General features: G+C 72.4%; 18 protein-coding genes. 7 read left to right on the top strand and 11 right to left on the bottom strand.

Annotated elements, in window-relative coordinates:
- Positions 1-58: 58 nt before the first annotated feature.
- From AC3WRT_RS08960 to hisC, 7 genes are all read right to left on the bottom strand, one after another.
- Entirely contained in the window at positions 59-1,504 is a 1,446-nt protein-coding gene (locus AC3WRT_RS08960) for a dihydrolipoamide acetyltransferase family protein (RefSeq protein ID WP_492721123.1), read from the bottom strand.
- 15 nt (positions 1,505-1,519) lie between these two features.
- Positions 1,520-2,512: an alpha-ketoacid dehydrogenase subunit beta gene (locus tag AC3WRT_RS08965; RefSeq protein ID WP_492721124.1), complete on the bottom strand. Its 993-nt coding sequence runs from the start codon at positions 2,510-2,512 to the stop codon at positions 1,520-1,522.
- Positions 2,512-3,666, bottom strand: a complete 1,155-nt coding sequence (gene pdhA, locus AC3WRT_RS08970; RefSeq protein WP_492721125.1) for a pyruvate dehydrogenase (acetyl-transferring) E1 component subunit alpha — start codon at positions 3,664-3,666, stop codon at positions 2,512-2,514. Before pdhA ends, AC3WRT_RS08965 begins: the two co-directional genes overlap by 1 nt.
- A gap of 359 nt (positions 3,667-4,025) precedes the next feature.
- Complete coding sequence (locus tag AC3WRT_RS08975; RefSeq protein WP_492721126.1) at positions 4,026-5,414, bottom strand: AAA family ATPase; 1,389 nt, start codon at positions 5,412-5,414, stop codon at positions 4,026-4,028.
- A 101-nt stretch (positions 5,415-5,515) separates the two neighbouring features.
- On the bottom strand, positions 5,516-5,701 hold the full coding sequence (locus tag AC3WRT_RS08980; RefSeq protein WP_492721127.1) for a hypothetical protein: 186 nt from the start codon (positions 5,699-5,701) through the stop codon (positions 5,516-5,518).
- A 457-nt stretch (positions 5,702-6,158) separates the two neighbouring features.
- On the bottom strand, positions 6,159-7,604 hold the full coding sequence (locus AC3WRT_RS08985) for a hypothetical protein (protein ID WP_492721128.1): 1,446 nt from the start codon (positions 7,602-7,604) through the stop codon (positions 6,159-6,161).
- 14 nt (positions 7,605-7,618) lie between these two features.
- On the bottom strand, positions 7,619-8,776 hold the full coding sequence (gene hisC, locus AC3WRT_RS08990; RefSeq protein WP_492721129.1) for a histidinol-phosphate transaminase: 1,158 nt from the start codon (positions 8,774-8,776) through the stop codon (positions 7,619-7,621).
- 157 nt (positions 8,777-8,933) lie between these two features.
- On the opposite strand from hisC, the gene AC3WRT_RS08995 reads away from it, so the two are divergent.
- The 5 genes from AC3WRT_RS08995 to AC3WRT_RS09015 all read left to right on the top strand — a co-directional run bounded on the left by AC3WRT_RS08995 (position 8,934) and on the right by AC3WRT_RS09015 (position 15,086).
- Positions 8,934-10,022, top strand: a complete 1,089-nt coding sequence (locus AC3WRT_RS08995) for a 6-phosphofructokinase (RefSeq protein WP_492721130.1) — start codon at positions 8,934-8,936, stop codon at positions 10,020-10,022.
- Between the two features lie 4 nt (positions 10,023-10,026).
- On the top strand, positions 10,027-10,404 hold the full coding sequence (locus AC3WRT_RS09000; RefSeq protein ID WP_492721131.1) for a phage holin family protein: 378 nt from the start codon (positions 10,027-10,029) through the stop codon (positions 10,402-10,404).
- A 65-nt stretch (positions 10,405-10,469) separates the two neighbouring features.
- Positions 10,470-11,666 (top strand): exonuclease SbcCD subunit D, encoded by a 1,197-nt coding sequence (locus AC3WRT_RS09005; RefSeq protein WP_492721132.1) that lies wholly within the window; start codon positions 10,470-10,472, stop codon positions 11,664-11,666.
- 1 nt (position 11,667) lies between these two features.
- Complete coding sequence (locus tag AC3WRT_RS09010) at positions 11,668-14,661, top strand: AAA family ATPase (RefSeq protein WP_492721133.1); 2,994 nt, start codon at positions 11,668-11,670, stop codon at positions 14,659-14,661.
- A gap of 44 nt (positions 14,662-14,705) precedes the next feature.
- On the top strand, positions 14,706-15,086 hold the full coding sequence (locus AC3WRT_RS09015) for a DUF1304 domain-containing protein (protein WP_492721134.1): 381 nt from the start codon (positions 14,706-14,708) through the stop codon (positions 15,084-15,086).
- On the opposite strand, the gene AC3WRT_RS09020 is transcribed toward AC3WRT_RS09015, so the two are convergent.
- From AC3WRT_RS09020 to paaN, 3 genes are all read right to left on the bottom strand, one after another.
- Positions 15,083-16,216: a hypothetical protein gene (locus AC3WRT_RS09020; RefSeq protein ID WP_492721135.1), complete on the bottom strand. Its 1,134-nt coding sequence runs from the start codon at positions 16,214-16,216 to the stop codon at positions 15,083-15,085. The genes AC3WRT_RS09015 and AC3WRT_RS09020 overlap by 4 nt on opposite strands.
- Positions 16,217-16,340: 124 nt before the next feature.
- Positions 16,341-17,696 (bottom strand): MFS transporter, encoded by a 1,356-nt coding sequence (locus tag AC3WRT_RS09025; protein WP_492721136.1) that lies wholly within the window; start codon positions 17,694-17,696, stop codon positions 16,341-16,343.
- A 7-nt stretch (positions 17,697-17,703) separates the two neighbouring features.
- Complete coding sequence (gene paaN / locus AC3WRT_RS09030; protein WP_492721137.1) at positions 17,704-19,428, bottom strand: phenylacetic acid degradation protein PaaN; 1,725 nt, start codon at positions 19,426-19,428, stop codon at positions 17,704-17,706.
- 103 nt (positions 19,429-19,531) lie between these two features.
- Here paaN and AC3WRT_RS09035 point away from each other — a divergent pair, with 103 nt between their 5' ends.
- Both AC3WRT_RS09035 and paaI read left to right on the top strand, forming a co-directional pair.
- Entirely contained in the window at positions 19,532-20,782 is a 1,251-nt protein-coding gene (locus tag AC3WRT_RS09035; protein WP_492721138.1) for a 3-hydroxyacyl-CoA dehydrogenase NAD-binding domain-containing protein, read from the top strand.
- Complete coding sequence (gene paaI / locus AC3WRT_RS09040; RefSeq protein WP_492721139.1) at positions 20,779-21,261, top strand: hydroxyphenylacetyl-CoA thioesterase PaaI; 483 nt, start codon at positions 20,779-20,781, stop codon at positions 21,259-21,261. Before AC3WRT_RS09035 ends, paaI begins: the two co-directional genes overlap by 4 nt.
- Positions 21,262-21,442: 181 nt before the next feature.
- Here the strand turns inward: paaI and AC3WRT_RS09045 are convergent, their stop codons facing one another.
- On the bottom strand, positions 21,443-22,978 hold the full coding sequence (locus AC3WRT_RS09045; RefSeq protein ID WP_492721140.1) for a DEAD/DEAH box helicase: 1,536 nt from the start codon (positions 22,976-22,978) through the stop codon (positions 21,443-21,445).
- Positions 22,979-23,219 lie beyond the last annotated feature (241 nt).

Here is a 23,219-nt window from a genome sequence, read left to right on the forward strand (position 1 = left end):
GTGTGGGGACGTGGGTCAGGCGGAGAGGGTGCGCTTCATGATCGCGTCCATGGCGCGGTCAGCCCCAGACGAGGGCCTGGGCCGGGTCCTGCAGGATGGCAGCGAGGTCGCTGAGGAAGCGGCTGCCGAGCTCGCCGTCGATGAGCCGGTGGTCGAAGCTCACCGCAAGCTGCGTGACGTGGCGAACCGCGATCTCGTCGTTGCCGTCGGCGTCGGTGACGACCCACGGCTGCTTGCGGATCGCTCCGAAGCACACGATGGCCGACTCCCCAGGGTTGATGATCGGGGTGCCGCTGTCGACGCCGAAGACGCCCACGTTGGTGATCGTGATCGTGCCGCCCGACATCTCGGCCGGCTGGGTGCGACCCTCGCGGGCCGTGGCCGTCAGCTGTCCGATCGCCTGCGCCAGCTCGAGCATCGTCAGGGCGTGGGCGTCCTTGATGTTGGGCACGATCAGGCCACGCGGAGTCGCCGCGGCGATGCCGAGGTTGACGTAGTTCTTCTGGACGATCTCCTGGGCGGCCTCGTCCCACGTCGCGTTCATGCCCGGGTTGCGCTTGATCGCGAGGACGAGCGCCTTGGCGAGCACGAGCAGCGGGGTGACCTTGACCTCCTTGAACTCCCGGCTGCCCTTGAGCCGGTCGACGAGCTCCATCGTCTTGGTGACGTCGATGGTGATCCACTCGGTGACGTGCGGCGCGGTGAAGGCCGAGCCGACCATGGCCTGCGCCGTCATCTTGCGCACGCCCTTGATCGGGCTGCGCTCCTCGCGCTCGCCCGCGCCGAACGGCACACGGTATGCCGTCACGGCCGCCGTCGGCGCCGAGCCACCTTGCGCTCCAACGCCGTTCACGGCGCCGCCGCCGCTCGCGTAGCTGGTGACGTCATCCCGCGTGATGATGCCGTCGGCTCCCGTCGGGGTCACCGACGCGAGGTCGATGCCGAGGTCCTTGGCCAGCTTGCGGACCGGGGGCTTCGCCTTCGGGCGGCCGGCGGCCGGACCCGCGCCGTGGGCGGCCGGAGCCGGCGAGTCGGCGCGAGGGGCAGGGGCAACCGGCTTGGCGACGGGCGATGCCGCAGCGATCTGCTCGGTCTCGGTCGGCACTGCGGCCACCGGTGCAGGGGCACCCGAGCCCTTGCGCGCACGGCGTGCGGTGGCGCCTGCCTTGGCGCCGTAGCCGACGAGGATCGCCTCCTGCGCTGCCGGGGCGGCCTTCTCGCCCGGGATCGACGGCGCGGCCGCGGGGGTCTCATCGCCACCCAGACCGTCGTCGATCGAGATGATCGGCGTGCCGACGTCGATGGTCTGGCCGACCTCGACGAGCAGCTCCTTGACGGTGCCGGCCCACGGGATGGGCAGCTCGACCAACGACTTGGCGGTCTCGATCTCGAGCACCATGTCGTTGACCTTGACGGTGTCGCCGGGCGAGACCTTCCACTCCACGATCTCGGCCTCGACGAGGCCCTCACCGGGGTCGGGCAGGTTGAATGTCTTGATCGCCATGTGTGGCAGCCCTTCTCAGTACGCGAGCGCGCGGTCGACGCCGTCGAGGATGCGGTCGAGGTCGGGGAGGAACTCCTCCTCCATCCGGCTCGGCGGGTAGGGGATGTTCGCGCCGGCCACCCGGATGACCGGGGCCTCGAGCTCGTAGAAGCACTGCTCCGTGACCTGAGCCGAGATCTCCGACGCCATGCCGAGGTAGCTGCTCGCCTCCTGGACGACGACGAGACGGCCCGTCTTGCGCACGGACTTCACGATGGCCTCGATCGGCAGGGGCGAGAGCGAGCGCAGGTCGATGACCTCGATGCTCGTGCCCTCCGCCTCGGCGGCCGCAGCAGACTCGAGCATCGTCTTGACGACCGGGCCGTAGCCCAGGAGCGTCACGTCGGTGCCCTCGCGGATCACGTTGGCCTCGAAGAGCTCTCGAGGTGCGGACGTCGCGGCGGTGTCGTACTCGGCCCGGTCGTGGTAGCGGCGCTTCGGCTCGAAGAAGATCACCGGGTCGTCGCACGCGACGGCCTGCTGGATCATCCAGTGGGCGTCCTCGGGATTGCTGCACGCGACGACGCGCAGGCCCGCGGTGTGGGCGAAGTACGCCTCGGGGCTCTCGGAGTGGTGCTCCGGGCTGCCGATGCCGCCGCCGAACGGGATGCGGATGACCATCGGGATCTTGACGGCGCCGAGGGCGCGGGCGTGCATCTTGGCGACCTGGCTGACGATCTGGTCGAACGCCGGGTAGACGAAGCCGTCGAACTGGATCTCGCAGACCGGGCGGTAGCCGCGCAGCGCCATGCCGACCGCGGTGCCGACGATGCCGGACTCGGCGAGCGGGCTGTCGATGACGCGGTCCTCGCCGAAGTCCTTCTGCAGGCCCTCGGTGATGCGGAAGACGCCACCGAGCTTGCCGATGTCCTCACCGATGAGCACGACCTTCGGGTCGGCTTCCATGGCCTTGCGCAGGCCGTTGGTGATGCTCTTGCCGAGCGTGACCTTCTCGAACTGGGCAGCCATCAGTTCGCCTCCTCGAAGCTCGCCTTGTAGGCGAGGTAGGCGGCGCGCTCCGCCTCCATGACGGGGTGGTCCTCTGCGTAGACGTGGTCCCACATCGTCTCGCCGGCCATCGTCTTCATCGTGACGCAGCCCTCGCGCAGCTCGGCGGCGAACTGGTCGGCCTCCTCGTCGATGCGCGTGAAGAAGGCCTCGTCGGCCATGTCCTCGTGCGCGAGGTAGGTCTTGAGCCGCAGGATCGGGTCGCGGAACTTCCACTCCTCGACCTCGGCCGACACGCGGTACTTCGTCGGGTCGTCGGCGGTGGTGTGCGCACCCATCCGGTAGGTGAAGGCCTCGATGAGCAGCGGGCCGTTGCCGTTACGGGCCTCGTCGAGGCAGTGCTGCGTCACGGCATACGTGGCGAGGATGTCGTTGCCGTCGACGCGGACGCCCGGGAAGCCGAAGCCGGCGGCGCGCTGGAAGAGCGGGATGCGGGTCTGCTTCTCGACGGGCTCAGAGATGGCCCACTGGTTGTTCTGGCAGAAGAAGACGACCGGGGCGTCGAAGCTCGCGGCGTAGACGAACGCCTCGTTGACGTCACCCTGCGAGGAGGCGCCGTCGCCGAAGTAGCAGATGACGGCGGTGTCGCGGTCGGGGTCGCCGGTGCCGACGTTGCCGTCCATCCGCACGCCCATCGCGTAGCCGGTGGCGTGCAGCGCCTGGGCCCCGATGACGATCGTGTAGAGGTGGAAGTTGTGCTCCTTGGGGTCCCAGCCGCCCTGGCTCACGCCGCGGAAGAGCTGCAGCGAGCTCTGGGGGTCCATGCCGCGCACGAAGCCGACGCCGTGCTCGCGGTAGGTCGGGAAGACGAAGTCGTGGGGCCGCAGGGCCCGGCCGGAGCCGACCTGCGCGGCCTCCTGGCCGAGGAGGCTCGGCCAGAGGCCCAGCTCGCCCTGGCGCTGGAGGGCGTAGCCCTCGGCGTCGAGCCGGCGGATGAGGACGAGGTCGCGGTAGAAGCTCCGCAGGTCCTCGGGCGTCAGGTCCGCGACGTACTTGTCGTAGTCGGGGTGGGACACACGCTGACCTTCGGGGGTCAGCAGCTGGATCATGTCCGGGCCACCGTCGCCGACCGCGGGGGTCGGCTCCTGCAGCTCGGCGACAACCTTGTCGCTCACTGGGGCTCCTTCGCCGGTGAGACCGGCCTACTCGTTCGGCCCGCAAGCGGGGGTCACCCGCTCGTCGGCTTCTGGGGGCGCAGGCCGCCGTTCGTGACGACGGACACGTGCTTGGTCCTCGGACCGGAACTTACCGGAGAGCCCTGCGAATCTCACAATGCGGGACGGTCAGCCGCCACACAGGCACGGCTGACCTGCGCGGACGCCGCGGAGAGGGCTGGGCGATCGCCGCTCGGCCGGTCCCGGCGCGGCGCTGCGACAGTGTTGCGCCGCCTCGTGGAGCAGTGACGCAGGGAGTGGCGTCGGCGGCGGCGTCCGTTGGCGTATGCCGTGTGCCCGGGTAGCCCGGCCCGGCGCGGTCAGCGGCGGGTGCCCCACGTCCAGGGCGGGGTGGACAGCAGTCCCTGGCCCTGCACGAGGGTCTCGCCGAGATCCTTGACGAGGGTGGTGCCGCGAGCGGGTGAGCCGAGGCCGACCGGCGCCTCGTCCTCTTCGTCGGCCGGGTCCTGCACGCCGAGTTCGCGGACCAGCGCCTCGGAGTGCGAGACCACCATGACCTGGCTGCGCTCCGCTGCGGCGCGAATGAGTCGGGCCAGCGGCGGGAGCAGGTCGGGGTGCAGGGAGGTCTCGGGCTCGTTGAGCACCATCAGCGGAGGTGGGTCGGTGGTGAGCAGGGCAGCGACGAGGAGCAGGTAGCGCAGGGTGCCGTCGGAGAGCTCGGCACCGGCGAGTGGCCGCAGCATGCCGGGCTGGTGGAGGGCCACGTCGAACCGGCCCCCCTCGGCCGTGACGTCGAGGATCGCGCCGTCGAAGGCGTCCGCCACGGCCCGATCGAGCTCCGGGCGCCCCTCCTCTCGAATCGTCTGCAGCGCCGCGGCAAGGTCCCGTCCGTCGTCGGCCAGGACCGGCGTGCGGGTGCCGACCTGGGGTGTCCGAGCGGGGGCCTCGGCGTCGGCCCGGAAGCTGTCGTAGAAGCGCCAGCCCCGGATCATCCGGCGCACCCGGAGCAGCTCGGGTGCGCGCTCGGGATCGGCGAGCTCGGTGAGCATGCTCTCCCAGGGACGCAGCGACCGGGTCAGCTCGCTCCAGCCCGGACGGTCCGCCCGCGCGGCCTCCCTCGGCGGCGCCGTGCCGGACGAGCGGTAGGCGGCCGACCGTGATCCGGCTCGCGATCCGGGCGCCTCGACCGGGTCGGACTCCCACTCGGCGGCATCGCCGTCGGAGCCGCCCCACTCCTGCTCCCAGCCGTCGGCTCCACCTGCGGCCGACCGGGTCTCGACGACGCCCCAGCGACGGCGCACGAGGACCGCGCCGGGACGCATCACCGGCCCCGCCCACACCACCTCGCGCTTGATCTCGGGATCACGCAGGAAGGCCGACGGCGTGCCCGCCTCGCCGCCGGACGACTGCTGCGGGAGCCCGAGGTCGACGAGGTAGCCGAAGTCGTCGGAGGCGAAGCCGAGCCGGAGGCTGATGGGCCCCTGGCGGCGGGTGCCCTGGACCGCGTGGCCACGCTCGCGCGCGCCACCCAGCGTTGCCGGACCCGCCCAGAGCGCCGAATCCAGGCCGCCTTCGCGGGCGAGCGCGCCCACCACGTCACCGCGGCCGCAACCAGCCAGCAGGCGAAGCGAACGGTAGAGACTGGACTTGCCGCTGCCGTTGGCGCCGGTCACGACGTCGAGCCCGTGCAACGGCACGACGACGTCCCTCAGGGAGCGGTAGCCGGAGACAGCGACGGCAGTGAGCATGCCCTCGACGATAGGTCCGGCCTCCGACACCCGGACCTGTGCCGGGACCTGTGCCGGGACCTGTGCCGGCATGCTCAGGGCGCCCCGCCCGGACCGCCGGGTCAGCTGTCCGAGGGGCCGTCGGACGCCTCGTCCGGACCACCACGGCCGCGCAGGAGCAGAGCCACCATGAGCATGAGGGCAACGGCCCACGCGCCGATGGCGACCGACGGCAGCGGGGTCACAGCGGTGCGCGTGGACGTCCGCACGCCGTACGAGTACCAACCGAAGCCGAGTCCGGCGCTCATGACGGTGAGCCCCACCGCGGCTGCGGCCAGCGCCGCACCGACGGCGGCCGCCGCGACCGTCCCCCCACCGGCGCCCCGCGCGAGGACGTCGAACGGCCGACAGCCACGCGGCAGCGGCGACCAGCGCGAGTGCGGCGGCGAGGGCGAGGACCGCGAGCGTGCCGAAGGAGCCGTCGAGGTCGGTGGACGTCATCTCGGACAGCGACCGGACGCGGCCCCACAGCCAGATGTCGAGCAGCGGGACGCTCCCCTGGGCTGCGGCCGTCTCGATCCGCTCGGTGGGCCAGATCAGGGCCGCGACGAGGAGGGCTGCTCCGACGGCGAGCAGCGGTGCGATCAGGCGGCGCATCCACAACGGGAACCGTTTCGCGGTCGCGGGTCCCTACGCGGGTTGCGGTGCCCTTCGCCGGGTGGGCCGGCCGTCTCGGACAGCAAGCCGCGGAGCAGCCGGCGACGCTCACCCGGGCCCGCGCTCCGGCTCGTCGTCGTCGGTGAAGCCCACCGAGGTCGTGTGCGTCCTGCCGCGTGGCATGGAGTCCCGCAGCATCGCGAGGCGCCCGCTCGACGGCTCCTCCGTGGCGCTGCCCGTGCCCGGGCGGGAGACATCGACAGCCGGCCGGGTCCGGGCGAGACGTGCCGAGACGGCCGACAGCCAGGTGGCAAGGACCGCTGACGGGCCCGGAAGCACCGCAGCCACCACGAGCGCGAGAGCCGCGGCGAGCACCACCAGGGAGACCGTCTCGAGCCAGCCGGCCACCGTCGTGATCCGGACCTGGCCGGGCTCGATGCCGATCGACTGTTCGTCGAACGAGAGACGCTCCGCGACCGACGCGGCGACGAGTGCGAGCGCCGCAGCGATCCCCACCGCGGCGGGCAGTTCACCGCGCCTCCCCGGCACGACGACCCACGCGACGATCCCGGCCACCGCGAGCAGCAGCACGGCGGCGAGCAGCACGAGCCGGGGCACCGGGTTCGGGCCCGTGAACGCGTCCAGCAGCACGCCGTCCGACGAGTAGACGACCTGCCGGCCCCACGACCAGTCCCGCTGCTCGTAGCCCTTGGTGAAGTCGCCGACCTCGGGCACCTGCACGGCGAGAACCGTGGTCGGCCAGACGGTCGTCGACGCCGCCAGCAGCACCCCGACAGCGCCGACGACGGCGCCGGGCACACGCAGACGCAGGCTGTTGGGCGCGGAGGCGGCCGCGTCATCGGGAGCGACCGCGCCACCGGGCACAGCCACGTCACCGGGGACACCCTCGCTCATGGCGGCGGCCGGAGCCGGCCGTTCCAGCGGCGGTGGCGGGGAGAGCTCCCCCGGGCCACCCCGGTGCTTCCGGGTCGGGTCGTCCTCCTCGTCCGGTGCGACGAGCGCGCGGACGCGCGCGACCCAGGCCGACGGCATACGCAGGCCAGCCAGCGAGAGGACGAGGAGCGCCACCGCCACGACGAGGGCCAGGACGGCCACCGACTCCAGGGCACCGACGGTCGTCGAGGTGCCGCTGGCCGCCAGGCCGTGCACGTCGTCACGGACCGGCCGGCCGAGACGGTCCGCGGCGGTCGACGCGAGGTGGCCCAGAAGCCCGGCCCATGACAGGAGCGCGACGACGGAGACCCACGGCGCCTCTCCCAGCATCCACGCCACCGCACCGAAGGCCGCGAGCGCGACGAGAAGGAGGAACGCCACGAGCCCGAAGGGGTTCCAGAGGTCCTGCACCACGGCGCCACCGGCACCCAGCGCCCGTGAGCGGCCCCAGCTCCAGAACTGCTGGTCGAAGAGCGCCACACCACTCTGGCTGTCGAGCGTCGTGAGCTGCCACGTCGGCGCCACGACCGACGGGAGCGTGAGGAGCACGGCGACGAGCGCGGCCACGCCGGCCGGTACCCGTTCGCGCTGAAGCCCCACGCGTCACCTCATCGTCAGCGAGCGCCGAACCGATCGGCGACCTCGATCAGGCGCGAGTTGGCCTCGACCTCGCCGATCGTGACTCGCACCCCGTCCTCGCCGTACTGCCGCACCGTCAGACCGGCCTGCTGGCACGCATCGGAGAACGCCGTCGAGTCCGGGCCCAGCGGGAACCAGACGAAGTTCGCGTCGGACTGCGGCAGCCGCCAGCCCTGGTCGGCGAGCGCCTGCACCACGCGGTCGCGCTCGGCGACGAGCGACTCCACCCGCTCGCTCAGCTCGTCGAACGCGTCGAGGGAGGCGATGGCGGCCACCTGCGCGACCGAGTTCACCCCGAACGGCGTGGCCGTCTTGCGCACGGCCGCGGCAACGGGAGGGTGGGCGACGGCATACCCGACCCGCAGGCCGGCGAGGCCGTACGCCTTGGAGAAGGTGCGCAGGACGACGACGTTCGGGCGGTGGCGCCACACGTCGAGCCCGCGCACGGCCTCGGGGTCTCGGACGAACTCCACGTAGGCCTCGTCGACGACGACGACGACGTCGCTCGGGACCCTGTCGAGGAACGCCTCGAGCTCGGACTGGTGGACGCACGGACCGGTCGGGTTGTTCGGGGTGCACACGAGGATGACGCGGGTGCGGTCGGTGATGGCGGCGAACATCGCGTCGAGACGGTGGCGGGCCTGCTCGTCCAGCCCGACCATGACCGGCTTCGCGCCGGCGAGCTGGGTGACGATGGGATAGGCCTCGAAGGAGCGCCACGCGAAGACCACCTCGTCGCCGGCGTCGCACGCGGCGTTGACGATCTGGGCGAGGACCGCGACGGAGCCGGTGCCCGTCGCGATGCACTCGGCCGGCACGTCGAGCGCCTTGGCAAGCCGCTCGGTCAGCGCCGTCACAGCCATGTCGGGGTAGCGGTTGACCGTCGCCGCCGCGTCGTCGATCGCGGCGAGGACCGACGGCAGCGGACCGTAGGGGTTCTCGTTGGACGAGAGCTTGTAGGCCGTGACGCCGGCCGGCGCCGCCGCAGCCTTGCCCGGCTTGTAGTCGGGCATCTGCGCGAGCACCTCGCGCAGGCGGACCGTGGCCTCCGGGACGTCCGTGGCGGCATACGCCTCCTGCGGGGTGGCGCTCTCGGTCACGCTCTCGCTGACGGTCTCCGTGCTCTCGCTCATATCCGAACTGTAGAGGCAGTGTCCACGCCGGCGACCGCCCCATGGACGCTCCCCTGACGCTTCCCCCCGACTGTGGCTAGGCTCACAGCGTCGCGCCAGCGCCGCCTCGACACCTGCTCGTGCCAGCTGCACGCCACCTCTTCCCGAAAGTCAGATCATGCGCATCGGCATCCTCACCGGGGGCGGGGACTGTCCCGGCCTCAACGCCGTCATCCGGGGCGCGACCCGCGCCGCCGAGGTCACGTACGACAGCACCGTCATCGGCTTCCGCAACTCCTGGCGCGGGGTGATGGACAACGACTACGAGATCCTCGACGTCGACCGGTGCCGCGGCATCCTGCCGCTCGGTGGCACGATCCTCGGCACGAGCCGCGACCAGCCCTTCGCCTACGAGGACGGACTCAAGCGGGTCCGCAAGGCCTACGACCGGCACGGCCTCGACGCCATCATCGGCATCGGCGGTGAGGGCTCGATGGGCGTCGTCAACCGCCTGCACGAGAACGGCTTCCCCGTCATCGGCGTGCCCAAGACGATCGACAACGACATCTCCCTGACCGAGATGACCTTCGGCTTCCAGACGGCCGTGCAGATCTGCACCGACGCCATCGACCGCCTCCACACGACCGCCGAGAGCCACCACCGTGTCCTCGTCGTCGAGGTCATGGGCCGCCACGTCGGCCACATCGCCATCTGGTCGGGTCTTGCCGGCGGCGCCGCGATCACGCTGGTGCCCGAGGAGCCCTTCGACATCGACGAGGTGTGCGAGCGGATCGTCCACCGGCACAAGAAGGGCCGCTTCGCGACCATCGTCGTCGTCGCGGAGGGCGCCCTGCCGCGGGAGGGCACGATCGAGATCCCCGCCCCTGAGGTCGACAAGTACGGACACCAGATCCTCGGCGGCATCGGCTCGATCCTGGCTCGGGAGATCCAGGGACGCACCGGCATCGAGAGCCGCATGACGGCGCTCGGGCACATCCAGCGCGGCGGCTCCCCCGTCGCGTTCGACCGCGTCCTCGGCACGCGGTTCGGGGTCGCCGCCGTCGAGGCCGCCCTCGACAGCGCGTGGGGGCAGATGGTCGCGCTGCAGAAGGGACGCATCGAGCGCGTGCCCGTCGCCGAGGCCATCGGCTCGCTCAAGATGGTCGAGCCGGACCTGCTGCGGCTCAACGCGATGTTCCAGCCACGTATCCCCGGGGACGAGCATCCCGGCCTTCCCGCCGACTCGCCCACCCCCGTGGAACACTGACCGCATGCTCCTCAACCTGGCGCTTCAGACGGTCATCAACGCCGTCGCCCTGTGGGTCGCCGCGTGGGCCATCCCGGGCATCACGTTCGGTGGCGGCTCGACGGGCCGGGTCGTCTGGACCGTCGTCCTCGTGGCGTTGATCTTCGGCATCCTCAACACCTTCATCAAGCCTCTGCTCAAGCTCATCTCGCTGCCGCTCATCATCCTGACGCTGGGGCTCTTCGTCTTCATCGTCAATGCCCTGATGCTCCAGCTCACGTCATGGCTGGCAGGCAAGCTCGACCTCGCCTTCCACGTCGACCACTTCTTCTGGGACGCCATCTTCGGCGCGCTCATCGTGACCTTCGTGTCGATGATCCTCAGCTTCATCAAGACCGACTGAGCCGGCGCGCCTCCTCTCGGGGTGTCGGTTGGGAGGGTGTCGGCGCGGGGTTCTACCGTCGTGGCATGCGCTTGCTCCACACCTCCGACTGGCACCTCGGGCGCACGCTCCACGGCGTGAACCTCCACGAGGCGCAGTCGACCGTGCTCGAGCGCATCTGCGAGCTCGTCGAGGACCCGCCCGACGGCATCCCGGTCGACGCCGTGCTCCTCGCTGGCGACGTCTACGACCGCGGCGTGCCACCCGTCGAGTCGGTCCAGCTCTTCGAGTGGACGCTCTCGCGGCTGTCAGCCGTCACGACCGTCGTCGTCACGTCGGGCAACCACGACTCCGCCATCCGGCTCGGCTACGGCGCAGGACTCTTCCGAGACACCATCCGCATGGTCACCGATCTCGGCCAGCTCGACCTGCCCCTGCTGCTCGAGGGCAGCGACGGGGTGCACGCAGCGGTCTACGGCATCCCCTACCTCGACCCCGACCACGCGCGAGTTGCGCTGGCGGGCGGCGGGTCGCCGCTACCACGGTCGCACCAGGCGGTCGTCGGGGCGGCGTGCGACCGCATCCGCGCCGACCTCGCTGGCCGGGCGGGCGTCCGGTCGGTCGTGCTGGCGCACGCGTTCGTGGCAGGCGCCGAGCCGAGCGACTCCGAGCGCTCGATCATGGTCGGCGGCGTGGACCGGGTGGCCGGCACGGTCTTCGACGGCATCGACTACGCCGCCCTCGGTCACCTGCACGGCCCGCAGGCGCCCGAGTCGGCCGAGGGGTCGTGCGTGCGCTATTCCGGCTCGCCGCTGCGCTACTCCTTCTCCGAGCAGGAGCAGCAGAAGGTCGTGCTGATCGTCGACCTCGACGCGTCCGGGCCGGCGCGAGTGACCCCCGTCGAGGTCGCCCAGCCACGGGCGATGGCGACACTGCGCGGCCGGCTCGACAACCTGCTGCAGTCGCCGGACTTCACCGACGCCGAGACCGCGTGGGTGCGGGTCACCGTCACCGACCGGGTGCGGCCCGACTCCCTCATGGACCGCCTGAAGTCCCGTTTCCCGCACGCCCTCCAGGTCTTCCACGAGCCCGACGGGGCGACCGACCGGGGCCGGGCGGGCACCACCGCCGTCAGCGAGCGCGACCCGCGCGAGCTCGGCTCCGACTTCATCACCTACGTCACCAAGGGCGAGGCCAGCGGCGGCGAGGTCGACGTCTTCGAGGCCGGCTACGAGGCGGCCGTCAAGGCGCAGCAGCTCGCCGAGGCGCAGGAGGTGGCCTGACGTGCAGCTGCACCACCTGTCCATGACGGCCATCGGGCCGTATGCCGGCACCGAGGTCATCGACTTCACCACCGTCGGGCGCGCCGGCCTCTTCCTGCTCGAGGGCCCCACCGGCGCGGGCAAGTCGACCATCATCGACGCCATCACCTTCGGGCTCTACGGCAAGGTCGCGCAGGCCTCCGCCGACGTCGAGCGCATCCACTCCCACCACGCCGACCCGCGCACCGTGCCGGTCGTCGTGCTCGTCTTCGAGACCCAGTCCGGGCTCTACCGGGTGCAGCGCACGCCCCGCTTCGAGCGGCCCAAGTCGCGCGGCGCCGGCACCACGGTGCAGCAGCCGACGATCAAGCTCTGGCGGCTGCAGACGCCCGACGACCTCGAGGGCGGCGAGCTGCTCTCGGCCAACATCGGCGACTGCGACGACGAGATCACCCGCGCCGTCGGGCTGACGCGCGACCAGTTCGTGCAGACCGTGATCCTCCCGCAGGGCGAGTTCGCGACCTTCCTGCGGGCGCGGTCCGAGGACAAGGGCAAGCTCTTGGAGAAGGTCTTCGGCACGGCCTTCTTCCGCCGGGTCCAGGACGAGATCGTCGAGGCGGGGCGGGCCGCCCAGGCGCGGCGCCAGTCCGCGGTCGACGAGATCCGCCTCGCCGTGCACGCCCTGGCGGTCTCGGCCGGCCTCGACCCCCAGCGCCGGGAGGTCCTGGAGACGCTGAGCCGCACGGCGCCCGAGGCCCTCGACGCCGAGCTCACCCAGGTCGTCGACGAGCTCACCACGCGCGAGCGCCACGCCGGTAAGGCGAGCCGCGAGGCCATCGAGAGCCACCGGCAGATGGCCGACATGGTGGGCGACGCACGGCTGCGCACGCAGCGCCGTGAGCGACTGGTCCAGCTGCAGCAGCAGGACCACGACCTCGGCAAGCAGGCGGTGCGTTTCGCCGAGCTGCGCAAGGAGGTCGACCGGGCGCAGGAGGCCCAGCCCGTCGCCGGGGCGGTGCGCACCCTCGCCCTGTCCGAGGGTCACCTGCGCGCCGCCGAGACCCGCCTGCGACGAGCCCGGGAGGCCGTCGAGCCGCAGCTTCGCGACCGGGGGGCTGCGGCGCTGCGCGAGGCGGCGGCCCAGGCTCGGGAGGTCGTCGGCTCCCTGACCGGGGCGATCGCGCTCGAGGCGGCCCTGCCCGGTCGCGTCGAGGAGCTGCGGCGCCTGCGCGAGCGGCTCGAAGCCACCATCCGCTCGACCGCGTCGGTGACCCGTGAGCTCGAGGTGCTGCCGGCCACGATCGCCGAGCACGACCGCGCCCTGACCGAGGCACGCCGCCTCGCAGCCCTGCTCGACGGCCGGGCCACCGAGGGTGCGCGCGCCAAGGAGCGTCTCGAGGCCGCCGTCGCCCACGAGGCCGCGGCGGCTCGCGTGCCCGCTGCTGAGGCCGCGGCCAGCGCAGCACTGTCGACGGTGGCGACGGCGGAGACCTCGCTCGCCGCCCTGCGCCGGACCCGCATCGAGGGGATCGCCGGCGAGCTGGGGCTGGCCCTCGTCCAGGGCGACCCCTGCCCGGTGTGCGGCTCGCTCGAGCACCCGTCCCCGGCGCACCCCACGCTCGACGCGGTGACGCCCGAGCAGATCGAGACCGAGGAGGCGAGCGTCGTCCGACTGCGCGAGCAGGCCAGCCGGTCCGCCGAGGCGCTCGGCGCGGTCCGCTCCGAAGTGCGCGAGCTCGCGGCGCGCTGCGACGGGCTCGACGTCGCCTCGGCGCGCGCCCGTGCCGAGGCGGCCGCCCGAGAGCTCGGCGAGTCGGTGCAAGCCCGAGCCGACGTCGAGGTCGGCGCCGCGCGGCTGACCGAGCTGCGGGCCCGCGTCGAAGACCTCTCCGCCCAGACGAGCAGGCTCGGCGCCGAGCTCGGCCGCCACGAGCAGGCCGTCGCCGACCTCGACCTTCGCGTCGCCGAGGAGGTGGCGGTCGTCGAGCAGGCCCGAGACGGCCACCCCAGCGTCTCCGCCCGCCGCGACGACCTCGTGGCGGGGGCGGCCCGCATCGACGCCCTCGTCGACGCGCTCGGCCAGCGCGACGTCGCAGCGGCTGCCGTCGCAGAGGACACCGCCGCTCGCGACGCCGACCTCGCCCAGTTCGGCTTCGCCGGCGTCGCGGAGTGGATGGCGGCCAACCGCGGCGCCGAGTGGATCAACGACAAGACGCGGGAGATCGCGGAGTTCGAGCGAGCGTGCACGCAGGTGCGCGCCGGGCTCACCGGCCCTGAGCTCGCCGACGTCCAGCTCGACGCCCTCTTCGACGACATCGAGCAGCTCGAGGCCCTCGCCGCGGCCGCCAAGAAGGAGATGGAGGCGGCCAGCAACGAGCACGGCAGCCTCCGCGACCAGGTCACCCGCACCAAGCGCCGGGTCACCGACATCCGAGAGGCCATGACGCGCAACGCGGCGGTCATCGCCGAGACTGCCGACGCCGTGCGGGTGGGCCAGCTCGTGGCGGGCAACGGCGACAACCAGCTCAACCTCGACCTCGCGAAGTACGTCCTCATCAGGCGCTTCACCGAGGTGCTCTCGGCCGCCAACTCCGAGCTCGGTCGCTTCTCCGGTGGCCGATACACGCTCGAGCACACCGACGCCAAGAAGGGCAATGCCAAGTCCGGCCTCGGCGTCCGGGTCCACGACATGCACACCAACCAGGTCCGCGAGGTCGGCACGCTGTCCGGCGGCGAGACCTTCTACGTCTCCCTGTCCTTGGCGCTGGCCCTGGCCGAGGTCGTGCGGGCCGAGTCCGGTGGCGTGGACCTCGGCACCCTCTTCGTCGACGAGGGCTTCGGCACGCTCGACCCCGACGTCCTCGACGACGTCATGCACACCCTCGAGGGCCTGCGCGAGGGCGGCCGCACCGTCGGCATCGTCAGCCACGTCACCGAGCTGAAGTCGCGAGTGGCCGACCGCATCGAGGTCATCGTCAAGCCCGACCGCACCAGCACCTTGCGCATCACCGCCTGAGCGACACCGGCACCCAGACGAATCCGACGCCCTACGATCCGGGCATGAGAGTCGCCGCGAGCGTGTTCGTCGGACTGGCCGCCCTGCTGCACGCCTACATCTTCTGGATGGAGAGCGTCGGCTGGACCCGCCCGGAGGTGTGGAAGCGCTTCGGCGTCGCCGACCAGGGCGCTGCCGAGGTGACCCGGCCGATGGCATACAACCAAGGCTTCTACAACCTCTTCCTCGGCCTCGGGGCGGCACTGGGGCTCGTGCTCTGGTGGACCGGCCACGACACCGCGGGTCGCACGCTCGCCCTGTTCTGCACCGCATCCATGGTGGCCGCCGCGGCCGTGCTCGTCACCACCGGGCGCAGCCATCTTCGGGCCGCGCTCACGCAGGGCACGCTGCCGCTTCTCGGCTTCGTCCTGACGGTGCTGGCCTAGCTCGACGGCGGTGGCGTCGGCGGGGTGAGCCTGCGACGCCGCACCGCGGCCTCGACGAGACGTCGTCCCAGCCCCCGCTGCCTCTCGCCCGCCGACGCGGGAGTCGACGGCACAGACGTGACGCTCACCGCCACGAGGTCGGTGTAGGCGTCCTGCCGGAGCCGGGTGACGAAGCGCTGGGCCGCGCTCTTTCCCCTCGCCAGCAGTCCCGCCGCGGCGAAGGCGCCGAAGCCGCCGGTCGCGAGCAGGGACGAGAGCCAGACCGGCGCCTCGGTGGGACCCGCCCCGACCACCAGCGTGAAGAACGCCGCGACCAGCGCCACCGACACGAGGGCCAGGATGATCTGCGGCCAGAACATGCGCACCGACCTGGCGAGGCTCGTCGGGTTGGCCAGTCGCGCGTACGGCCTGATGAGCGTTGTCGGGTCCTGCGCCAGCACGACGAGCTGGTACCACCGGCGGACCTGCTCATAGAGCGCGTCGCGCAGGCTGGGGTCGCGCGACCACGCATCGTCGGCGACCACGACGCCCCAGGCCTCGAGGCTTCCCGCCACGGCCGCCGGCGTCATCTCGTGCGTGACCCCCGCGTCCAGGCGACCCAGCATCCGCGTCAGTTCCCTGCGCCGGTCCACCCCGAGCAGGAAGGCCGGCGCGACGGCACTGACGCCTCCTTCCAGAACCCACTCGGTCTCGGGTCCGAGTCCCCAGAAGCACTCCGCGAGTCCCCGCCCGAGCAGGTAGCCGTTGGCGAGCGCCTCGGACCGGCCCGTCAGCTCGTCCTGCAGGTGCGCGTCCCAGCGCAGGAAGAAGGTGGCCGCCTCGCTCCACACGGCGTCCTTGCGGGGATCAGCGGCGGCGTCCAGCGCCTCGAGGACGTCGGCGACCTCGAGCGCCAGCGTGCCGGCGTCGTCGAGCTCCATGGCCTTGGCGAGGGAGAGGAGCGAGGCCACCGCCTCCTGGCGTGAAGCAGACCCGAGGCGTTGCGAGCGCAACGGCAGCACGTCCTTGGGCTGCGGTGGCAGCGGTGTCGACCGGGTGCGTGGACCGTGCGGCCAGAGCCGCCCACGGACCTCCGCGACCGCCCACCCGAGACGCAGGGCGGTCACCACCGTGACGCGGCTCGCCGGCATCTGAGCCTCCCGTTGCTGCCCCCGCTGCCGGACGGCAGCGATGGGCCGTGCTCGCACCGTACTCGCCCCCGCGTCGCCGACAGCGCAGATCCGGGCCGCCCCGCCGAGCGTTCGAGGCAGCGGCTCAGCCCACGACGGCCGTCGCGCGCCTCACCCGGGCAGCACCGACGACGAGGATGACGACACCGACGACGGCCGACCCGGAGGCCAGCGCCGAGTAGCCGAGCGAGCCCACCACGACGCCTGCCGCCACTCCGCCGGCCGCCCCCGCCAGACCCATGAGCACGTCGGCGAGGCCCTGCGTCGCGGGCCGTTCGTCGGTCGTGACGACGGAGGTCAGCAGCGTCGACCCGGACACGAGGGTGCACGACCAGCCCACGCCGAGCAGGAAGAGCGCGACGAGCAACAGCCCTGACCAGCCGGCCTGCGAACGGGACGCGAGCAGCGAGGCGACGGTGAGCACGACCCCGCCTGCCGAGGCGACAGGCGTGGCTCCCCAGCGGTCGACGGCAGCGCCGACCAGCGGCGACAGCGCGAACATGCCGAGGATGTGCACGGAGATGACGAAGCCGATGACCTCGAGCTCGGCGTGGCCGTGCTTCATGTGGATCGGCGTCATCACCATGACGCTGACCATGACGAGATGACCGAGCGCCATCACGAGCATCGCCTGCAGGGCACGCGGGTTCGCGCGCACCACCGCCAGGCCGCGGCGCATCGAGCCGTCGTGGTTCGGTGCATCCACGACACCGCCGGAGGCGGGCTCGGCCACTGCGCCGGTCCCCGGCAGTCCGTCGGCCGCCGTCCGGGAGCCAGCCGCACCACGGTCGGCTTCCCGGTCAGCGGCGTCGAGCTGCCTGGCGGTCAGCAAGGGGTCCGGTCGCAGCAGGCGGTCTATGACGAGCCACGCCAGCGCGAAGCCGACGAGGGAGAACATGAAGGTTCCCACCAGCACGGGCAGTCCGAGGGCGCGCGCGACCGCTGTGCCGGGACCGACGAGGTTGGGCCCGACGACGGACCCGATCGTCGTGGCCCAGACGACGATCGACAGGTCCCGTCCGCGGTGAGCAGGGGCGGCGAGGTCGGCTGCGGCATACCTCGTCTGGTTGTTGGCGGTGGTGCCACCGCCGAAGAGGAACATGCCCACGACCAGGAGCGGGAAGGACCGGACGACGGCCGCGACCACCACCACGGCGGCACCGACGAAGGCGAGCGTGAGGCCGAGACGCAGCCCCATGCGTCGCCCGCGCCGGGCCGTCGCGCGGGCAACCGGGATCGTCAGCAGCGCCGTGCCCAGCACCTGCGCGGTGGTGCCGACGCCGGCCAGTGCCTCCGTGCCGCTGAGGTCCTCGGCGAGCAGCGCCCCGACGGCGATCCCCGACGCCATGCCGACCCCGCTGAGTACTTGTGACCCGATGAGCGTCCGGACCACCTTGCGCTGCAAGGTGGCTCGGTCGAGCGAGGCAGGAGCGAGGACCACCCGAGCCTCAGACGTGGCGACGCGAGGTGATGACCCTGAACCGGTTCGCGACGAACGCCGCGTCGGTGTAGGCCGCGTTGGCGGCCGGGTTGGCGCCGGTGCCGTGGAAGTCGGAGAAGGCCGCGGTCTGGTTGACGAAGATCTGGCCCGTGAGGTTCTCGGACAGCGCGACGCCGCCCTCGGCGGCCGCGTCCCGCGCCGCCTCGAGCACCGCGTCGCTCGTCGAGTAGACGGCCGCCGTCATGGCGCCGTACTCACGAACGGTGCTGGCGAGCTGCGCGAGCGACTGCTCCGTGGAGGCCGTTCGGATGAGGAAGCCGACCGGGCCGAAGCACTCCTGGCCGTAGACGTCCTCGCGGGCGACGTCCACGGCGACGAGGCCGGGGGCGCGCACCACGGCGTCCGCCCACGCCGGGTGCGTGACCCGCCGCGAGTCGAGGACGACCCGCCCGTCGGCCTCCTCGGCGATCGAGGTGAGCGACTCGGCGTTGGACCGCACCTGGTCATTGACGGTCGCGCCGAGCAGCTCGACGGCCTTGGCGTCGTCCCCGGTGAGCCGCCCGACGGCTCCCCCGAGCCGGTCGCCGAAGTCGTCGAAGGAGAGGTGCCCCTCGTCGGTGTCGATCCCGGTCGCGGGGACGTACACGTTCTGCGGCGCGGTGCACATCTGGCCCGAGTAGAGCGTCAGGCTGAAGGCGAGGTTGCCGAGCATCCCCCGCAGGTTGTCGGTCGAGTCGACGACGATCGAGTTGAGGCCGGCCTTCTCGGTGTAGACGAGCTTGCCGTGGGCGGCCGCCGACTGCTCCAGCCACGCGCCGAAGGACGGCCCGCCGGTGTAGTCGATGATCGCGATCTCGTCACGCTCGGCGAGCGTCCTAGCCAGTCCCTGCCCGTCGGCCTCGGCCGCGAGCTGGACGAGCGCCGGGTGGAAGCCCGCCTCGGCCAGCACCTCGCGAGCCACCTCGACGGAGATCGCGAGCGGCAGCACGGCGCGCGGGTGCGGCTTGACGACCACGGCGTTGCCGGTGACGAGGGAGGCGAAGATGCCGGGATAGGCGTTCCACGTCGGGAAGGTGTTGCAGCCGATGACGAGCGCGACCCCGCGCGGCACGAGTCGGTAGTCCTTCTGCATCCGGGTCGGGGCCGGGTTGCCCTCGCGGTCGCGGCCCGGCTTCTCCCAGACCACCGACGCCGGCACGCGCTCCTGCTCGACCAGCCCGGCCGCGATGGCCTCGAGGGCGCGGTCCTGGGCGTGCGGCCCGCCGGCCTGGAACGACATGACGAAGGGCTGGCCCGAGGTGTGCATGACGGCGTTGGCCAGCTCGAAGCTGCGCCGGTTGATGCGGTCGACGATCTCGACGCACACCGCCGCCCGAACCTGGGGGCCGGCGTCTCGCCAGGCCGGCATGGCGGCACGCGCGTCCGCGAGCCCCGCGTCGATGTCGAGCGCCGGGTACGTCACGCCGAGCCTCGGCCCGTAGGGCGAGACCTCGCTGCCCACGAAGGTGCCGTCGCTCGGCTGGCCGGAGAGGGCGGGATACGCCCTGTCCAGGTGGGCCTCGTGGGCACTCAGCCCTTCGGCGGCGGCGGTCTCGCCGTAGACGCGCGGGCTCGGCGACTCGGGGTACCGGGAGTACCAGGAGCGGCTCGTCAGGGCCTGACGGATCTCGTCGAGGACTCCCGCGTGCGCGTCGAGCAGGGGGTGGGTGGGCGTCGTTGCCGGTGCAGTCACGCGTCGATGCTAGACCCGGCGGTCGCGGCGGTCGTATGCCGTGACACGCGCTCCGGCGGCTCCCCCGCGGACGTGTGGCGGGCGACCGGGCAGGATGGCGGGCATGGACACGGACGTCACCGAGCCCGACCAGCCGAGCAGCCCCGACGGCGGCACCGACCCGGAGGCGGGGGGCGCGTCGCCCTTCGGCCCCGTCGGGGTGGTCGGGGCAGGCGCGATGGGAGCCGGGATCGCGCAGGTCGCGGCCGCAGCGGGGCACGAGGTCACACTCGTCGACGCCGTCCCCGGGGCTGCCGGTCGGGCGGTCGAGAAGGTCGGCGCAGCCCTCTCACGGCTCGTCGACAGGGGCCGGCTCACGGCCGACGAGGCCGCTGCGGCGCTCGGTCGCATCGGGGCCGCGGAGTCGCTCGACGAGCTGCCCAGCTGCGGACTCGTCATCGAGGCCGTGCCGGAGGACCTCGCGCTCAAGCGCCGCATCTTCGCCGACCTCGCCGAGCGCCAGCCGTCGACGACGGTGCTCGCCACCAACACGTCCAGCATCGGCATCGACGACATCGCCGCGGACGTGGCCGACCCGGAGCGCGTGCTGGGCCTGCACTTCTTCAACCCCCCGCCCGTCATGGAGCTCGTCGAGGTCGTGCACGGCGAGCGGACGGCCCCGGCCTTCGTCGAGCACGCCGCCGCCCTCGTGGCAGCCTGGGGCAAGACGCCGGTGCGGTGCAGCTCCACGCCGGGCTTCATCGTCAACCGGGTCGCCCGCCCCTTCTACGGCGAGGCGCAGCGGATCGTCGGGAGCGGCGTGGCGGACCCGTCTACCGTCGACTGGATCCTGCGCGAGCGCGGCGGCTTCCCGATGGGCCCGCTCGAGCTCACCGACTTCATCGGGCAGGACGTCAACCTCGCCGTCGGCACGTCGGTGTGGGAGCAGACGGGTCACGACCAGCGTTATGCCCCAACGGAATTCCAGCGCGCTCTTGTCGAGGCCGGGCGGCTCGGGCGCAAAGCAGGCCGGGGCGTCTACGCGTATGCCGCGGACGGCTCGCTCGAGCGGCCCGAGCCGGACCTCCAGCTGGCCGAGCGCCTCGTCGGCGGGCCGGTCGCGACGGACCCGCTCGCGCGGACCCTCGCCATGCTCGTCAACGAGGCCGTCGACCTCGTTGCGCGCGGGGAGGCGAGCCCGGACGACGTCGACACGGCGATGCGGCTCGGCACCCGCTACCCCAAGGGGCCCATCGAGTGGGGGCGCGAGATCGGCTTCGACGTCGTCGCACGGCAGCTCGCCGAGCTCGACGAGGCCTATCCGGGCGGTCGCTACCGGCCGAGCCCGGCCCTGACCGACGGGACGCTGGCGTGAACCAGGCGGACGGCCCGTCCGTTCGAGGTGATCACGAGAGCCACGCGGATGACTCGAACACCTCGAACGAGCAGGCGGCGGGGATCGCCTTCGCCCGGCAGATGTGGGCCGACGACGAGGCGTCCCGGCGCCTCGGGATGGAAGCGCTCGTCGTGGAGCAGGACCGAGCCGTCGTGCGGATGGCGATCCGCGACGACATGGTCAACGGCCACGCCATCTGCCACGGCGGCTTCATCTTCACCCTGGCCGACTCGTGCTTCGCGCTCGCCTGCAACTCGCGGGGGCGCCTCACGGTGGCGGCCGGGGCCGACATCTCCTTCACCGCGCCGGGACGGCTCGGGGACGTGCTCGTCGCCGAGGGCCAGGTGCGGTCGGCGTTCGGACGCAGCGGCATCACCGACGTGACGGTCACGCGGGAGTCGGACGGTCAGGTCATCGCCGAGTTCCGCGGCCGCAGCCGCACCCTCACCCGCCCCTGACCTCGCTGCCCGCCACCCCAACTCCACCGTCGAAGGGCCACAAACCGCGGCCCGCACACACGTCGAGAGGCCACGAACCGGGCGCCCCTGACGTCGAAGGGCCACAAACCGGGGAGCGTGCGCCCGGTTTGTGGCCTCTCGACGGTTCAAGGACGGTCTAAGAAGGGACGAGAGGAGAGGGTCAGCGGGAGCGGCGGCCACCGGCACGGGTGCCGGCGGAGAACGCCGCGGCGCTGCCGCCGCTGCTCGTCGAGTACACGGTCGAGGAGCCGCCGCGACGGCCCGAACCGCCGGCGCTCCCGGCGCCACCGGAGCGACGACCGCCGGTCTGGCCCTCGCCGCCCTGGGCCGCGCGGCCACGACCCGCACCAGCACCGCCGCGACCCGAGCTGCGGCCGCCGGAACGGCCGGCATCGGCAGCCGGACGAGCAGAGCCCGCACCGCGACCACCGCCGTTGCCAGCACGGCTGCGCGCACGACCGCTGCCACGGCTGGAGCCGTCACCCGAGCCGGACGGAGCGGCCTCGCGGACGAGGCCACCGGCATACGACCGCTCGCCGGGGGCGAGCTCCGTCAGGAGCGGGTGACCGAGCTGGACGCGCGTCGTGGTCGGCTTGATGCCGGCCTTGCGCGTCAGGTCGCGTACGTCGCGCACCTGGTCGTCGAGCATCATCGTGACGACGGTGCCGTCGTTGCCGGCGCGCGCCGTGCGGCCCGAGCGGTGCAGGTACGCCTTGTGCTCGACCGGCGGGTCGGCGTGGATGACGAGCGCGACGTCGTCGACGTGGATGCCGCGGGCGGCGATGTCGGTGGCGACGAGCGTCTGCGCGCGGCCCGAGTGGAAGTCGTCCATGTTGCGCGTGCGGGCACCCTGGCTGAGGTTGCCGTGCAGCTCGACGGCCGGAACTCCCGAGGCGTTGAGCTGCTTGGCGAGCTTCTTGGCGCGGTGCTTCGTACGCGTGAAGACGACGGTGCGCCCGGGGGCGGCCGTCAGGTCCAGGAGCACCGGCAGGTGGGAGCCGTTGTCGACGTGGAGCACGTGGTGGCTCATCGTCGAGACCGGCGACTGCGCCGAATCGGCTTCGTGCGTCACGGGATTGGTGAGGAAGCGCTTGACGAGGACGTTGATGGCGCCATCCAGCGTGGCCGAGAAGAGCAGGCGCTGGCCGTCACGGGGCGTCTTGTCCATGATCCGTCGCACCCCTGGGAGGAAGCCGAGGTCGGCCATGTGGTCGGCCTCGTCGAGGATCGTGATCTCGATGCTGTCGAGGATGACGTGACCCTGCTGCATGAGGTCCTCGAGGCGGCCGGGGCAGGCGACGACGACGTCGACGCCGCTGCGCAGGCCCTGGACCTGGGGGTTCTGCCCGACGCCGCCGAAGATCGTCTGCGACGTGAGGCCGAGGGCCTTGGCGAGGGGCGCCATGGCCGAGTCGATCTGGGCGACGAGCTCACGCGTCGGGGCGAGGATCAGGGCGCGCGGGCGGCGCGCCTGACGGCGCTGCCCGGACTGCGAGAGTCGCGTCAGCAGTGGGAGCAGGAAGGCGTACGTCTTGCCGGAGCCGGTGCGGCCGCGGCCGAGCACGTCGCGCCCCGCGAGCGAGTCGGGCAGGGTCGCTGCCTGGATCGGGGTCGGGACGGTGATGCCGAGGTCGTCGAGAACGGTGACGAGGTGCGACGGGACGCCGAGAGCGGAAAAGGTCGTGTCAGTGGACACAGGTGGTTACTCCAAAAAGTGGATACGGTCGTTCTGCCCGGCGCGACGGGCCTCATCGGTGAGGGGTCGCGGCGCAAGAGCGAATCGACGGGGCCGGCGACACTCCGCCAGGCCAAGAAGAAGCGGCCCGAGGCAGAACTGGGCGGGCCACTGGACAAAGCGTACCGGAGTGGGCGGCGAACGCGTTAACCGAGCCCGTTTCGCGGACAACCCAGCCGGTCCTCTCCTACCGTCGATGGCA

The sequence above is a fragment of the Terrabacter sp. FW104-15G4B genome, from assembly GCF_058790095.1.